Annotated in this window: 13 protein-coding genes; 5 read left to right on the top strand and 8 right to left on the bottom strand. The window is 43.3% G+C overall.

Features of this window, described 5'->3' with window-relative positions; translation table 11 throughout:
- Nucleotides 1-4: 4 nt before the first annotated feature.
- From B3E00_RS00225 to B3E00_RS00210, 4 genes are all read left to right on the top strand, one after another.
- Nucleotides 5-2836 carry a M16 family metallopeptidase gene (locus B3E00_RS00225; protein WP_293936150.1) on the top strand — a complete coding sequence of 944 codons (2832 nt, stop codon included), beginning with the start codon at nucleotides 5-7 and terminating at the stop codon, nucleotides 2834-2836.
- 260 nt (nucleotides 2837-3096) lie between these two features.
- A complete protein-coding gene (locus B3E00_RS00220; RefSeq protein WP_293936149.1) occupies nucleotides 3097-5496 on the top strand; it encodes an ABC transporter permease in 2400 nt (799 codons plus the stop codon).
- 80 nt (nucleotides 5497-5576) lie between these two features.
- Nucleotides 5577-6677 carry a S41 family peptidase gene (locus tag B3E00_RS00215; RefSeq protein WP_293936148.1) on the top strand — a complete coding sequence of 367 codons (1101 nt, stop codon included), beginning with the start codon at nucleotides 5577-5579 and terminating at the stop codon, nucleotides 6675-6677.
- 37 nt (nucleotides 6678-6714) lie between these two features.
- On the top strand, nucleotides 6715-7233 hold the full coding sequence (locus B3E00_RS00210; protein ID WP_293936147.1) for a hypothetical protein: 519 nt from the start codon (nucleotides 6715-6717) through the stop codon (nucleotides 7231-7233).
- 316 nt (nucleotides 7234-7549) lie between these two features.
- On the opposite strand, the gene B3E00_RS00205 is transcribed toward B3E00_RS00210, so the two are convergent.
- Entirely contained in the window at nucleotides 7550-7903 is a 354-nt protein-coding gene (locus tag B3E00_RS00205; protein ID WP_293936145.1) for a beta-L-arabinofuranosidase domain-containing protein, read from the bottom strand.
- A gap of 238 nt (nucleotides 7904-8141) precedes the next feature.
- On the opposite strand from B3E00_RS00205, the gene B3E00_RS00200 reads away from it, so the two are divergent.
- Nucleotides 8142-10463 (top strand): alpha-L-rhamnosidase C-terminal domain-containing protein, encoded by a 2322-nt coding sequence (locus tag B3E00_RS00200; RefSeq protein ID WP_293936142.1) that lies wholly within the window; start codon nucleotides 8142-8144, stop codon nucleotides 10461-10463.
- Between the two features lie 46 nt (nucleotides 10464-10509).
- Here B3E00_RS00200 and B3E00_RS00195 read toward each other — a convergent pair whose 3' ends face one another.
- The 7 genes from B3E00_RS00195 to B3E00_RS00165 all read right to left on the bottom strand — a co-directional run bounded on the left by B3E00_RS00195 (nucleotide 10510) and on the right by B3E00_RS00165 (nucleotide 15419).
- On the bottom strand, nucleotides 10510-10680 hold the full coding sequence (locus B3E00_RS00195) for a hypothetical protein (RefSeq protein ID WP_293936139.1): 171 nt from the start codon (nucleotides 10678-10680) through the stop codon (nucleotides 10510-10512).
- The gene (locus B3E00_RS00190) at nucleotides 10667-10957 is read right to left on the bottom strand and encodes a hypothetical protein (RefSeq protein WP_293936136.1); all 291 of its coding nucleotides are present in this window, start codon (nucleotides 10955-10957) and stop codon (nucleotides 10667-10669) included. Before B3E00_RS00190 ends, B3E00_RS00195 begins: the two co-directional genes overlap by 14 nt.
- 273 nt (nucleotides 10958-11230) lie before the next feature.
- Nucleotides 11231-11635, bottom strand: a complete 405-nt coding sequence (locus B3E00_RS00185) for a DUF5675 family protein (protein ID WP_293936134.1) — start codon at nucleotides 11633-11635, stop codon at nucleotides 11231-11233.
- On the bottom strand, nucleotides 11632-12165 hold the full coding sequence (locus tag B3E00_RS00180) for a DUF6266 family protein (RefSeq protein WP_293888658.1): 534 nt from the start codon (nucleotides 12163-12165) through the stop codon (nucleotides 11632-11634). The genes B3E00_RS00185 and B3E00_RS00180 overlap by 4 nt, the downstream gene beginning before the upstream one ends.
- A 49-nt stretch (nucleotides 12166-12214) precedes the next feature.
- The gene (locus B3E00_RS00175) at nucleotides 12215-12859 is read right to left on the bottom strand and encodes a DUF6266 family protein (RefSeq protein ID WP_293880513.1); all 645 of its coding nucleotides are present in this window, start codon (nucleotides 12857-12859) and stop codon (nucleotides 12215-12217) included.
- 263 nt (nucleotides 12860-13122) lie between these two features.
- Nucleotides 13123-14256, bottom strand: coding sequence for a glycoside hydrolase family 26 protein (locus B3E00_RS00170; protein ID WP_293880515.1), 1134 nt, complete (start codon nucleotides 14254-14256; stop codon nucleotides 13123-13125).
- Nucleotides 14253-15419 carry an AGE family epimerase/isomerase gene (locus tag B3E00_RS00165; RefSeq protein ID WP_293936132.1) on the bottom strand — a complete coding sequence of 389 codons (1167 nt, stop codon included), beginning with the start codon at nucleotides 15417-15419 and terminating at the stop codon, nucleotides 14253-14255. Before B3E00_RS00165 ends, B3E00_RS00170 begins: the two co-directional genes overlap by 4 nt.

Raw genomic sequence — 15419 nt, 5'->3', positions numbered from 1 at the left:
AAACATGCGAAACACCACCCTATTTTTTACACTTCTGGCCCTATCCATTGGAGCAGCAGCACCAACATTCAGCTATGCCCAAAAAGCAAAGCCAGTAAATTCCGTCAGTTTAAATAAGCCTATACCCCTTGACCCCGCTATTAAGGTAGGAAAACTGCCCAACGGTTTTCACTATTTTATCCTGCGGAACAGCGAGCCCAAAGAACGCGTGCTTTTTTACCTGGCCAACAAGGTCGGCTCGCTACAGGAAACCGACAAACAGCAAGGACTAGCCCACTTTTTGGAACATATGAACTTCAATGGGACAACCCATTTTCCGAAGAATGACCTTGTAGACTACTTACAAAAATCAGGAATACGCTTTGGTGCTGACCTCAATGCCTATACTGGCTTCGAAGAGACCGTATATCAGTTGCCTTTACCGACCACAGATCCGGTACTTTTGCGCCAAGGTATCCTGATCATGCGCGACTGGGCGAATGGTGCTTTACTTGAAGATGACGAAATTGATCAGGAGCGCGGTGTCATTCTTGAGGAGAAACGGCAGCGCGGTGGTCTTTCGCACCGCCTACAGGAAAAAACGTTTCCTTTATTGACGAATCAATCGCGTTATGCATTCCGAATGCCAATCGGAACCGATGAAGTGCTCAACAATTTCAAGCACCAAGAGATCCGGCAGTTTCATAAAGACTGGTATCGTCCCGAACTACAAGCGCTAATCGTCGTAGGCGATATCGACGTCAATGCAATCGAAAAAGAGATTGTCGCTCAATTTTCCGGATTAAAAAATCCAAAGAACGCCCCACGATCCAAAAGCTATCCAATTGCGCTAACCGGCAAGAACCAATTTTTAGCCTTTACCGATCCCGAAGTCACACAAAGCTCCCTGCAGATTTTATATAAACAAGAAGCGCGGAAAACGAGGCAGTTAAGCGACTATAAAAACGCATTGGCTAAAGATTTCTTTATTCAGCTCTGTAATATGCGTCTTGCCGAGCAAACGCGGAAATCGGCGACCCCTTATCTGGCAGCATCGCTGAGCAACAGTGCACTTGTGGGCAATATCGAAACCAACGGCATCCAGATTACACCGAAGCCCGATAGTCTGCAATCCAGTATCAATGCCGTATATTACACACTGGCCCAGATTGCCAAACACGGTTTTACCAACGATGAACTCGATCGGTTGAAGTCCGACTACCGCAGCATGCTCATACAGAGCCTCAAAGAATACGACAAAACAGACTCCAAATCCTTTATGGATCAGATTCTGGCTTACTACCTCAAAGGAGATCCCGCTCCTTCCTTCCAATTTCTGCAGCCTATCCTGCTCAATGCCCTGGAGGAAATCCGTATGAACGATATCCTGACCTATGGTAAAGAATTCGAAGTTCATCAGAACCGCGACATGGTGTTGGTTTATAATGACGATGTTAAGGTAGTGCCCAACGAGTCTACATTGAATGACTGGATCATCAACGCATCAAAACAGGAGGTAAGCGCCTATCAAGAAGAACGACTTGCAGAACAATTGTTACCCACTTTACCACAGCCTGGACAGATTGTCAGCGAACAGGATGATCAGAAAGTAGGCACGCAGACGCTTTTGCTCAGCAATGGTGCCAAGGTTATCCTCAAGCCTACCAATTTAAAAAACGATGAAATCCTGTTGACCTCTTATAGTCCTGGCGGATATTCCCAGTATGCACTTAAAGATTTTCAGTCCGCAACCAATGCTGTCGCTATTGTGACCAACAGCGGACTAGGTCCTTTTAATTCACTTCAGCTCTCGCGCTACCTCAACGGCAAGCATGCCACGGCCAGCCCTTTTATCAATGAAATCGGCGAAGGCATTAAAGCACAAGCTAACCGTGAAGATCTACAGACCGCATTTGAGCTCGTGTACGGTTATTTCACCGTGCCGCGTTTAGATCGGGAAATTAATAAGACCAATCTCGAAAAAACCAAGTTGTCCCTCAAAAACAGGCAGCAGCAGGCTAGTACCTTCTTTAGCGATTCTATTGCTGCAGTTTTGTACAACAACGATCCACGTAAGACTGCCCCCACCTTAAAAAAAATCGAGGAGATTGATTTTGACCGCTCTTTTGAAATCTATAAAGACCGATTTGCGGATGCGTCAGATTTCACCTTTGTAATCGTCGGCAATTTTGACCGTGCTTTTATAGATCCCTATATCAAGCAATATTTGGCCACCTTGCCCAGCATACACCGCAAAGAATCCTTTGTAGACAACGGCGTTTATCCGCCAAAGGTGGGTATCCAACGCGCCATCCATAAGGGAAAAGAAGAGAAGTCCACCGTGGCAATGGCTTATCTCGGTACTTACGAAGATTATAGCGAATTCAATAATCTGTTGATGGACGCCTTATCAAGCAGCCTAACCATCAAACTGACCGAACGACTACGGGAAAAAGAAGGCGGTATTTATTCGATCAGCGTATCTCCTTCCCTTGCGAAGAATCCAAGAAAGCGGTTTGGCATGAATATATCTTTCACCACGGCCCCCGGACAAGTGGATAAACTTGTGGCGGCAGCTCTCGAAGAGATTGAACTGATCCGTAAACATGGGCCATCGCAGGAAGATATTGATAAATACATTGCCGAAAAACTGCTGAGTAGCAGTCAGCAGCTGCAATACAATGGTTTTTGGTTGTCATACCTATTGAGCAGTTCCGTTGATCAGCTTGATGCGGCGCGTATTTTTAATGAGCGTGAGCAGATAAAGTCGATTACTCCCGCAAATGTGCAAGAACTCGCGCAGAAATACCTGGAGCCAAGCCATCTGTTTCAGTTTACACTTTATCCTGAGCAATAATTCGCTGTTGTTTGTTTCATTATATCAGTCATCGTAAGGTGACAGAGAGCCGTTTGAGAAATCTCAAACGGCTTTATTATACCATGGGGGTTAACTTATCCCCTTGTTATCCGCATAAGCCATGAGCATACTACCCTACTGCTGGTACCGCCCTGAGATTTGTATTCGAACTGTCCGTTTTCGAACAAATACCGTTCGCGTCCGAACAAGCCCTCTATTCAAAACCAACATGAACACCTCATTTACAGCGCATTAAAATATTGGCAGATAAATTGGTTAGCATAAATGCACAGCACGTTATTATGCTTTCAAATTATCTCAAAATTGCCTTTCGCCATCTTTCAAAGAATAGTGGTTTTACCGCAATAAATAGTATCGGACTAGCTTCTGGAATGACAGCTGCCCTGCTGATCATGCTATGGGTAAAGAGCGAATTTAGCTTTGACCGATTTTATACCGACAACGATCAGATCTACGCTGTAGGGATGAACGATGTGTGGGAAGGTGAAGCCGTGGAGCATTTTTATACCCCTAAACCGATGGCTCGGGCTTTAAAAACTGACTTTCCAGAAATACATACCATTACACGAGTGGATAAGGGCACTGGATTTCTGTTAACCCATCAAGAAACCAAACTCGCGAAAGAACCCGGTGTTTTCGTCGATAGCACATTCTTGAAAATATTTGATTATCAAGTGATCGCGGGCAATCCGCTCGAGGCATTAAAAAATCCCAATCAGATCGTCTTGACAAAATCTTTGGCGGAAAGATTATTTGGGCAGTCAGACCCTATCAATCAAACGATCCAATTGGACAGCACCCAGATTTCCACCGTATCTGCCGTCATTGAAGACATTCCAGACCATTCGTTTATGAAAGGAAGCACCTATCTAGTCCCTTGGACATTAATGGAGAAGATAGGCTATTCAGATGATTATTGGGGAAATAATTCCATCCAGACCTACATCAAGCTGAATAAAAATGTAAACGTCGATCAATTCCAAAAGAATATTAAGTATTTCCTGAGAAAGCACACAGACACCAAAGCTGTCAATTTTATTCAACCTATTGGCGATAAGTGGCTATACAGCAATTTTACCGAGAAAGGAAATCCAACCTCGCCACGCATTGTGCTGGTTCGTTCATTTATTGCCATTGCCTGTTTGATCCTGATCATTGCCTGCATTAATTTTATGAATTTAAGTACGGCCCAGAGTGAAAAAAGGGCGAAGGAAGTAGGTGTCCGAAAAGTTGTGGGTGCAAGTAAGAAACTGCTGATCGGACAGTTCCTTACAGAATCAATGGTGATTTCCTTTATTTCGGGCCTATTATCGCTATTGATTACGCTAATCACACTTCCCTATTTTAATGAATTGGTTTCGAGAGAACTCGTTATTCCTTTTGACGATCTTCTTTTCTGGGCCGCTTTTGCAGGTTTTATTTTCGTTTCCGGAATTCTTTCAGGAAGCTATCCCGCATTTTATTTGTCTTCCTTCCTCCCAACAAAAGTACTCAAAGGTAAATACCTCCATATTCAACAGACATTCAACCCGCGCAAAATCCTTGTTGTTTCCCAATTCTGTATTGCAATCATACTGATCGTCACAACGTTATCAATTCAGCACCAAATCAAACACGCTCAAAATAGGGAAACCGGATACAACAAAGATAGATTGGTGAGTATTGTCGATCAGGGAGACATCCGCAAAAATAGCTTACTGATAAAAAATGAATTGCTGTCATCCGGTATTGCCAAGCAGGTTTCAAGGACATCCGCACCACTCACGAAAACGATGAGTTTCAACTACATGGAATGGGATGGTAAGCCCAAAGACGACAACACTATTTTTGCCCGAATGGGAGCCGATGAAAATTTGGTCAAGACCGCCGAGCTCGAACTCGTTGCAGGGAGGGATTTTGACCTAACTCAATTTCCAACCGACTCTGGGGCAATGATTATTAACGAATCGGCGGCTAAAGTATTTAATTTCGACGATCCGATCGGCAAAACGGTTGTTGATGGCAGAAAATGGCATATTGTAGGCGTCGTGAAAGATTTTATTCAAGAATCGCCTTTCAGTCCTATTAGTCCACTGGTCATCCAGGGAGCTTCTGCAGGCACGCATGTTACCAATATCCGCATCCATGATCATGTGTCCACGTCCGATGCGCTTGCGGCAATGGAGAAGATCTTTAAAGAGTATAATCCCGACTACCCCTTTGAATATTCTTTTGTAGACAGCAAGTACGCCGAAAAATTTAAAGATTTTCAACAATTGGGCACACTTTCAACACTATTTGCGCTGTTGACCATTTTTATTTCGTGTCTCGGTTTATATGGGCTGACAGCTTACATGGCTGAAAGCAGAACCAAAGAAATTGGTATCCATAAAGTATTGGGCGCTTCTATTTTTAAGATTATGCGTATGCTATCTCAAGAATTTGTCCTGTTAATTCTTTTGTCCTGTTTAGTTGCCTTTCCGATCGCCTATTATATTGCCGATGACCTCCTCAGCGAATATACTTATCGCATTACTATCACCTGGGGCATCTTTGTTACTGCAGGAATGGGCGCGCTGCTAATAGCATTGCTCACCATCAGTTATCACGCTATCAAAGCAGCCCTCATCAATCCGGTTGTCAGTTTGAGAGACGAGTAAAAAAAGTGATCGGGGACTGTCTTTTCGATTTTTAATTTATATTTGTGTGACGAACAATTATTAATATTTCTGCTAAAACAATGAAAAGAAGCGTGCTATTTTTATGGATACTCGTAAGTTTGCCGATTTTGAACTTTGCTCAAAACTGCAATTGTGAGTCCAATTTTTTGTGGGTAAAAAAAACGTTTGAAGAGAATGATGCTGGCTTTCAATACATCATCAGCAAAAAGGGACAGGATGCCTATGCTTTACACAATGCCCTGTATCTTGAAAAAGTTAAAAAATTGCCCAACAATCAGGAATGTGCCCGACTGCTCAATCAGTGGGTCCGTTTCTTTCGTAATGGACATATCGGCGTAAATTATGTTGGAAAAACAACGGAAGTTAATAATCAGGCTACAAAACAAACCGAGCAGCCTATTGAAAAGGTCCAAAATCCGCTAAACGCCACAAAACCATTTTTCGAAAAAATCAATGAAAGCACTGCTTACATTCGGGTTCCAGATTTTGAAATAACCGAAAAGGATGCGATCGACAGCGTGATATTAGCCAACCGGAAGATCATCTTATCGACTGAAAATTTTATTATTGACGTTAGAAATAATCCAGGGGGAAGCGATGCGAGCTATAGCAGCTTGATTCCGTTGCTGTACACGCAACCAATAAGAACAGTAGGTGCCTTGTTTTATTCGACCGACTTAAACAATCAACGTATGCTGGAGCTGAGCCAAAACCCCGATTTTGATGAAGAATCGAAGCAGACATTCAAAAAATACTACGAGAAGTTGGCGGCACATAAAGGCGAGTATATTGATTTGTTCGATAAAAAAGTTAACATCACCAAGCAGGATACGGCCTACCCTTATCCCAAAAACATCGGGATCCTCATCAATGAAAATAACGGGAGCACAACGGAGCAATTTTTATTGTCCGCCATGCAAAGTAAAAAGGTAAAATTGTATGGTCGAACAACCAAAGGAATGCTAGATATCTCTAATGTCAATATTGTGACATCACCCTGTGGGGATATTGAACTGTACTATGGCTTATCTAAAAGTTTCCGTATTCCAGAATTCCCTGTAGACGACATTGGATTACAGCCCGACGTATTTATTGATAAGACCATTGATGCAAACGAATGGATAAATTTTGTGAGCGATCATCTTAATGGGAAATTTTAAACGGAAGAGCAATTTAAAAAAATAATGTGTATTCGACATGTTTAAGTTACGCGCAGAAAACGAAATTTTTGATAGCTTGCAACGGAAAAAAAGGTCGCTTATGCGACTGGATAAGTTAGCAATTTCAGATGCCATCTATCTTGACTTTTTAGCTCACTATGAAGGAATCGGGCTCACAGCTGATCTTGAAATTTTTGGTTACGAAGAAGCCCTAAAAGAAAATCGTTATTTATCAGAAATCAATTCAGATATTGCCGCAGCGCTGTGGAAAATCGGGAGAACAGGACAGGGAGACGAATGGTTTATCCATAAGGAAGATGGAAATATTCTATTTTACAATCATGATGGCGGTGAATATTCGAGCACTATATATTTTCAAGATCTGAAAATATCTTTTTTCAACTTCCTTCAAATGGCTCTTTTGTATCGTGATCTGGAAGAGCTCCTAAACCAAAACGATGATGAAATCGAGGAAAGTGCTCAGACGGATTTTGAAGAGCGAATCAATTCCATTCAACCCGGTCTTTATAGGCTATACCCATTTCAATATTTTTGAGGCGTTTTAAGCAAGCCCTGTGTAACCCTAGCAGGTCGTATGGAACACTGTGCCTGCGATGGTTATAGGGCCCTACTCGTTTAACTAAAGCGCACTATCAAAGTGCACTTTAGATCATGTCAGATTATAGCCTTCATTTTCGCTGCCTATTGTTCCATCGGCCGATCAATCGGCTGGTCACAAAACTAACCAGTGTACCCACCGCAGCCGTCAATACCGTCTGCAGCACATCGCCCAACGAGAAGCTTGCCAAGCTTGCAGATATTATGTTATTTGTTTTAAAAAATTCTTTAATAATGTAGGCAAGAGAATTTTTTTATTTGAGTGTAACATCCAAATAGACAGAATGTCGGCCATAGGTTTCATAAAAAGGTTTGAAAACCACATCATCTATTTTAAATTCAAGTGTTGACGGATTAACTTTAATCCTACTGCCAATATGTTTTGCTTCCAACGTGATCTTTCTCCACTGTTTTCTGGCTTCTGGCTCTTGTGCCGCCAATAAGATCGGCCCATAGAACAGACTTGCTATATTCGGCTGGTCCATTACCGGATCTAAATGAAATTGGAACGGCATCTTTAATTCGATCGTATCGCCATCATTCCATGTTCGGCTTATCTTTAGATAAGTTCCCGGTTCTATGTACTTTACCCCAATTTTAGCGAACATCGGCATTATATTAACAAATGTCTATATGACATTAAAAATATAGTTAACTTGCTCTAGATTGCTGTGAATTACAAGTATGCTGCCACAAAAAGGTTTTTCTTGCACTAAACGGTCACAGGTGTCAAAAAATTCGATAAAAAAATCGGGATGTCAACATGAGCTGAAGATTAGCATCGTTTTAGACATCCTTTGATTTAGAAATTAGAATTGTAAAACCTAAATTATTTTTGATTTGAAAATGGAGACAAACATATATCCCCTTAGAGGTGGACTTTATAAGAAAATATTTTTTTTATTTCTACTCTGTTGCTTAATTCACGTTAAAGCGCTACCTCAGGAAGTAGCAGAGGTTACGCATTGGATATCTGCCAACGATCTAAATTCGGATAGCATAAATACCTGGATCGCTTTTCGTAAAGATGTGCAGTTTAAGGATAAGCCCAGGCAAGCTTTTACAACGATTTCAGCAGATACAAAATACTGGATTTGGATAAATGGTAAACTTATAATTTTTGAAGGGGGATTAAAAAGAGGGCCTAATCCGTACGACTGCTATTGTGATAAAATTGACCTGGGGCCATACCTGTCCAAAGGAAATAACAAAATAGCAGTTTTATTATGGCATTTTGGAAAATCTGGATTTTCACATGTCAGCAGTGGAAAATCCGGACTATTTTTCCATATGCAAGCTGAAAACATGGAAGTAAAAAGTGACCAGAGCTGGCTTTCACGGATTCATCCCGCTTATCAAACTGCTGATAATCCACTTCCAAACTTTCGCCTAGCGGAATCAAACATCAGGTTTGACGCAAGAAATGATATTTCAGGCTGGCAAACTCAAACCATGGGATCATTGCAGGGTTTTTCAGCTTCCAGGATAGTTGGGAAAAAAGGTGATGCTCCCTGGAATCAATTAATCGACCGGCCTATTCCACAATGGAAAGATTATGGAGTAAAAAAGATCAGCTTCAAACGAGCGGCAGGAAGAGAAATTGATACAATAACTGCTATACTTCCTTATAACATGCAATGCACTCCGATATTGAATGTTTTTGATCGTCTAGGCGGTCATACTATTCGTATCAATACCGATCACAGTTATGCGGGAGGCACAGATAATATCAGGGCCGAATACATTACAAAAAGAGGAAAACAGACCTACGAGTCATTGGGATGGATGAATGGCGAAAAACTGATTCTCCTGGTGCCTAAAATCGTAAAAATTAAAACGCTCAACTATCGGGAAACCGGCTATGATAGTGAAAATCTGGGAAAATTCACCTGCAGCGATCCTTTTTACAACAGGTATTGGAAGAAAGCAAGCCGAACGCTATATGTCAATATGCGGGACAATTTTTTCGACTGCCCGGATCGCGAAAGAGCCCAATGGTGGGGAGATGTTGTTTTATTAATGGGTGAAGCTTTCTACACCTATTCACCTTCATCCCATGCACTTATGAGAAAAGCCATCGATGAGCTTTGCAACTGGCAGCGAGAAAGCGGTGTACTCCACTCTCCTGTTCCCGGAAACTTTAACCAAGAACTCCCCGATCAGATGCTGACAAGCATCGGTGACTATGGTTTTTGGAATTATTATATGCAAACAGGCGATTCTATTCAGATTAGGAAGGCTTATCCCGCCGTTAAGAAATACCTACAGCTTTGGAAAAATGATGAGACCGGTCTTACCGAACTTCGTAACGGCGACTGGCTATGGGGCGACTGGGGCGAAAATAAGGATATCCGTCTGATCATGGCAGGCTGGCATTACATTGCATTGGATGGAGCCACAAAGATGGCAGAATTACTTGGGCAAAAAGAAGATGTGCAACATTACCGAAATATGATGGTCAAAGTCAAAAATGGGTATAACCGTTGCTGGAATGGCCAGGTCTATCGCCATCCCACGCATAAAGGTAATGCCGACGATCGGGTTCAGGCTTTGGCAGTAATAGCGAACATTGCTGATAGCACTAAATACGAATCGATTCTGAAATGTTTCAAATCGCAGTATTATGCCAGCCCTTATATGGAAAAGTATATCATGGAGGCACTTTTTAAAATGGGCCAAGGACATTATGCGCTGGCAAGAGCGAAAGATCGCTTCAGCGAAATGGTGAATGATCCACAACGTACAACACTGTATGAAGGCTGGGGCATCGGAGAACGCGGGTTTGGCGGCGGTACCACAAACCACGCATGGAGCGGCGGCGCACAGATTGTATTGACAGAGTCCGTTTTTGGTATTAAGCCCATACTTCCAGGATATACCACTTTTGCTGTTCAGCCTCAGCCTGCAGGTATGTCCTCCGGAGATTTAAGCGTACCGACTGTGAAGGGAAACATAAGAACTTCCTTCAAAAATAACAAGACTGGTTTTAGGCTAAAATTAAAAGTGCCTAAAGGTTCCACGGCAATTGTCACGATGCCCAAAGGATCACCGATCTTACTAAACAATAAGGCAGTGATTGAGACAGAAGGAGCCGGAAATGATACTGGATATGCTACTTTTAAATTAGCTGCCGGAGATTACGATATAAGAAGAAAACTTCCCCTATAATAAGAACAGATAAGGCGCACCTAGCTGTGCGCCCTATTGTCTATAATTATCGTTTCCGCTTGACCAATATGCAAAGCAGCCTACTCGTGGCAAAACTAACCAGTGTACCCACCGCAGCCGTCAATACCGTCTGCAGCACATCGCCCAACGAGAAGCTTGCCCAAAGAGAACACAGTGTACCTCCGAGCGCTGAGATGCGCATATCATTCCACCTCATCCGCCCCACTCCTTTCTTTGGGTAACACAGGCGCTTCGGCTTCCTCAAGGGTAGGCATTGGCATATCCTGAGCTGTGCCACTTGATCGATGCCAGCCGACATCCAAATCAGCAATTGACTTTTCATTAGGAGGCTTATCCTCCTCCATGACGGTTTTCACGATACCCAGTCCTAACGCAATATATTTTAAAATATTTCCAGCCTTTCCAGGCAATTTAACGGGTGCGGCAAGAACCACCTGCAGCACCTGTCCTATTTTGTTTAAGATTTTTTTCATACTTACAGCTTTTTAAAATCACTCCCTGCTTTATTCGAGCAATAATCGAGGACAAAGAATTGAAAGCATGGCATTGCGACTGCCAATCCACCAATACCAACTTCGATAAATCAGCAGGTAAAGGAATAGAAAATATAGCGCTCTGACTGTCAAGATCTGACGGGATCTGGCGTACATATGAATCACTGTCTGAGCACAGCGAGATTGATTTATATAGCCAGAGAACTAAAAAGATGACACAAAAGAATGCAATTCGCTATTCCATACCTGCATTTATCGAATATTCAAATACACTTCATCACCTTGATCCCATAGGCTATACACCAACGCTTTAAGCTTTGCTAAAGCTTTTCCACTATAATCTCCTCGGCCTTCACCAGTTAAAGTCGTCACAGGCGCTATGCAGCCCTGCAATTCTTTCAATGCATTGTTGGCGGCATGGATCAGAATAGCTTCCCGTCCGAGCACGATTGGAATGCCAATCTGTTCCCCATGCTTGGGGTAGCGCCGCTTTTCGAGTTTGTACTGGCCTATGGGGATGCAACTGATCCGTGGAATGTTATTTCGGTCGGGCAGCTCAATCGTATGGCAGATCACCTCGCCCTGATAGGTGATGGTACCGTTGGTTCCCTGTGCGCCATATTTCCGTTGGAGCAGCAGGACATGTTTGTTTTTCATTTCGTGGAGTACCCTAGATAACGTGACCGTGAATACTTTTTACCTTTTCTGTCGCAGAACAGCAAGTAAACGTGAAAACTGTCGGCTTCGAAGCCTGCAGGGAGGAGCAAGATGACCTGCCCATCGTATCGTCTCCAGACCTTTTCGTTTATAAAAGCATATCCCTTTTCAACCTGATAAGCACAAAGGATAATCTGATCGTCCAATGGATATAGGTTATCGCTAGGAACTGTATACGTGACTATTATGCGATCTTTTTCGCGTGTTAGTATAGGCTTATTTGCTGGTGCAATGGAACCGTCGCTCAAAAGAACCAGTGCTGGGTCTACCACAGGCCCTTCGGCCTCATGCCTGATTGCGATACGCAACGTGTGACTCAAGGCCTGCCCGAATGGAAGCGACCTTTTTCGCTTGGCCTGTTCAGCAAAGCCTTTTTTGATCAATCCATTGAGCGGAGCCAAAAAGGCACACGCAATTTTAAATGTTTCCCGAACGCGCAGCTGCGCAGGAGTCGGCGCTTTTTTTACCATAATAAAAAGAGATAAAAAGGCTGAGCCAGATCGACTCAGCCCGTTAACATTAGATCAACTGTAGCTCGCCTAGATATACGCTTTTAGACACCTTCGTTTTTGAACGGTTGGACAAAAATAACCAGGTGTGTACCGAACCAGTCGTGAGATGGTCAGGCACCATAAAGGATACCACCCCCGTCTCCCGCGTACTTGGCTTGGTGGAAGAGATAAACTCATCCTTTTCGGGGTGGTAAGCCAGCACATAGACGAGATCGTCACCAAAGGTTTCGAAAACGTCGCTACCGCCCGTGGACCAGCTGTAGGTCAATTCGCCCGAATCGTAGGCAACTGCTACCGTTCCACCACCGTACAGGCCCCCGTCTGCAATGCTGATGTTGCCATAGTCGAGCGCATAGTTTGGATAAACGCCCGTAATGGCCCTGTTCAGATTAAATTGAAATGCCGCATTGATCGGTGTCAATTTTTCTGTGTTTTTAAGGCCGAAGCCAATTTTTAAAAAGAAGTTGATGGGCAGTAGGAAACGCATCAGCGTTTTGAATTTTTCCTGCTGCATCATCTGTGCTTCCGATGCGGGCTTCGTTCTTTTTTTGTAAAGCCCTTTAATGTAGTTGATACTCTTCCAGCTACTTCCGATTACTGAGCCGGCTTTACCCTTAAAGCCTCCATTTGCTCCATGTACAATAGTTCCCATGTGTTATCGTCAACCCTTTTTTCATACCGGTATTTCTGATTGACATAACAAACATAAAACACTTTAAATCAACAACAAATACCATCACAATGAATGACCGAGCGCTGACCGATAGGCTTCGTATTTTTGACTGATCATAGACTGGCTGCACAATCGGCTGCACAATCGGCTGCACAACTGGCTGCACACTAGAAATGTATTGTGCCGGAGGAATCCGGCAATCAAAACGAAGCGCATGGTGCGGGTAAGCAGGATAGTCTATGTCATTTTAGTACTGCATGGTAAAATGTTCTGCTGTTGTTTAGAAGAAGGATATGTTCTGATTGACAAAATTTGTTGAAATCTCCTGCTGCCGGATGATCTTTGGTAGGTACATAATAATGGGTCGCAATATCGTCTGCATTCCGCCAGAGCATGCAGTATGCCATTGGCCATTTCGTTAAGATGGGTTGCAAAATCGTAGTAAACCAGTTTGGATCGGTAATCCGTTCGAGACCCGTTTCGGTCAATGCCGCAATCTTACCTTTTTCCACTGCTAAAGCCGAAACAATTTCCATCTTCATTCCGGCTGCTGCTGGATCATTGGCACCATCAGGTCGAAAATCCCAATAATTGTCCATGCCTAGAATATCCACATATTCATCACCTGGAAATTGGGTAAGATATTCCGCCCGGGTGTAAAACTTACAGTCGGGGGAAAACGCATAGAGCAATTGGTGAACGCCCAGCTCTTCTCGCAGATAGTGAACGGTATAGCGCCATAACTGAACAAATTCTTCCTTAGTAGCATGCCCCTTTCCCCACCAAAACCAATCGCCATCAAACTCATGAAAAGGTCTGAAAATAATTGGAATAGCTTCTCCATTCGGCCCCTTACACTGCGCCAAGAAATCAGCTATCCGATCAAGATAAGATTGATAAACAGCATTCGAAGTGCCCCCGGGCAAAATTTGGCTCACGGCAAGCTGCGGATTACTTTTCCATTCGTAGGATCCACCGTTTACAGGATTTGACATGTGCCATGAAAAGGTAATAATCCCTCCTCTTCGATACATATCCTTCACCACCTTTACAAGCCTTTTGGTTTCACTTTCCCGATAGCCCTTATCCTCGTGTGTGAGTTGTTGAAAATCGAGCCCCAGCAGTGCTGGGTGACTGCCTGTTATTTCTTTTATATCACTCCGGTTGGAGTCTCCCCTCCAATATCGGCCATAACAAAGTGCATCCTGTTGGCCCAGAAGGACTTTTCCTTTTGATTGAACTGCTTTTAAGTAGTTGTACAACGCTACGGTTTCACTTGTGGCCATACGATCAATAGGTCCATTGGATTGCGCCAAAAGATTATTGAAGAGCATTGCGAACAGGATCAAGTAGAAAGTAACTTTTCTTTTCATCATATCATTCTAAAATTTTCGATCATTTCCAAACACATGCGCCCATTGTGGTAAGGGCACTTCCAGAATCCAGCTTTATCTTCTTTATCATTTACCTTTGCATTTTCAAGCCTACTCCAATACCATTCGCCCCTCTCCTTATCGATTAAATTTGACTTGATATAGGACCATATATTTTTCGCTTTTCCGGTATAGGACAAGTCATCCAATAGCCGTCCTAAATATGAAAAACCGACTACAGCTTCCGCCTGTACCCACCAGTGGCGCTCACGGTCCCAATGTCCGTTATTTCTTTCATAAGCTAAGCTATTATCTGGCAAAATACCCTCCACTGCCGCACGACCGATATGGATAACCACAGCTTTCACTTTCTCCAGCAGATCCGGATCACCGAGAACCTTGGCTGCTTCCAACAGTAGCCATGCAGCTTCAATGTCATGGCCAAAAGACTGTGCTTCGCCTTTTACCTGCCATGTTTCATCAAAAAAGAGCTGGAGATGTCCCGTAGCTTCGCTATATATCCTTTCCAGGAATAAGGTTATCAAATCAGCCTGTGCCTTCATCAGGTCTTCATCCATCCATACACGGAGTAGGTTGGTATAAGGTTCCAAAATATGCAGGTGCGTATTCATGGTCTTGGCTTCGTTTTCATCTTTCGCGCTGAGACGCATATCGGCAATGGGTTGCCAGTCTTCAGTAAAAGCTTCCCTGTACCCGCCTAATTCATCATCTTTGCAGCGTTCGATCTGATAAAATTGTTTTTTTGCATAGTCCAGTGCCTCCGGATAGCCCGTTGCACGGTAATATTCGGAAAACGCATAGAGTGCAAATCCCTGGGCGTAAGTTTGTTTTTTACGGTTTACTGGATGCCCTCGGAAATCAAGTTCCCAATACACGCCACCATACTGTTTATCCAGAAAGTAGTCCCTAAGATAGCAGTACGCTCTTTCTGCAATCTGCCGGTAGGCATCGCGCCGTAGAACACGGTAAGCAGCGGAAAATGTCCACAGGATTCTCGCATGCATCACCACTCCTTTGTTGGCATACCTATGCAATACATTGTTCCCGTCAATGCGGCCAAAAAAGCCACCATGCTCCGTGTCTACCATTTTGTCCATCCAATAGGGAAGGATATTATTTTCAATTTCTTCTTTAAAACCTCTCAT

The sequence above is a fragment of the Sphingobacterium sp. UBA5996 genome (assembly GCF_002429765.1).
In the GTDB taxonomy this organism is placed as follows: domain Bacteria; phylum Bacteroidota; class Bacteroidia; order Sphingobacteriales; family Sphingobacteriaceae; genus Sphingobacterium.
This window is presented reverse-complemented; position numbering and strand designations above follow the sequence as displayed.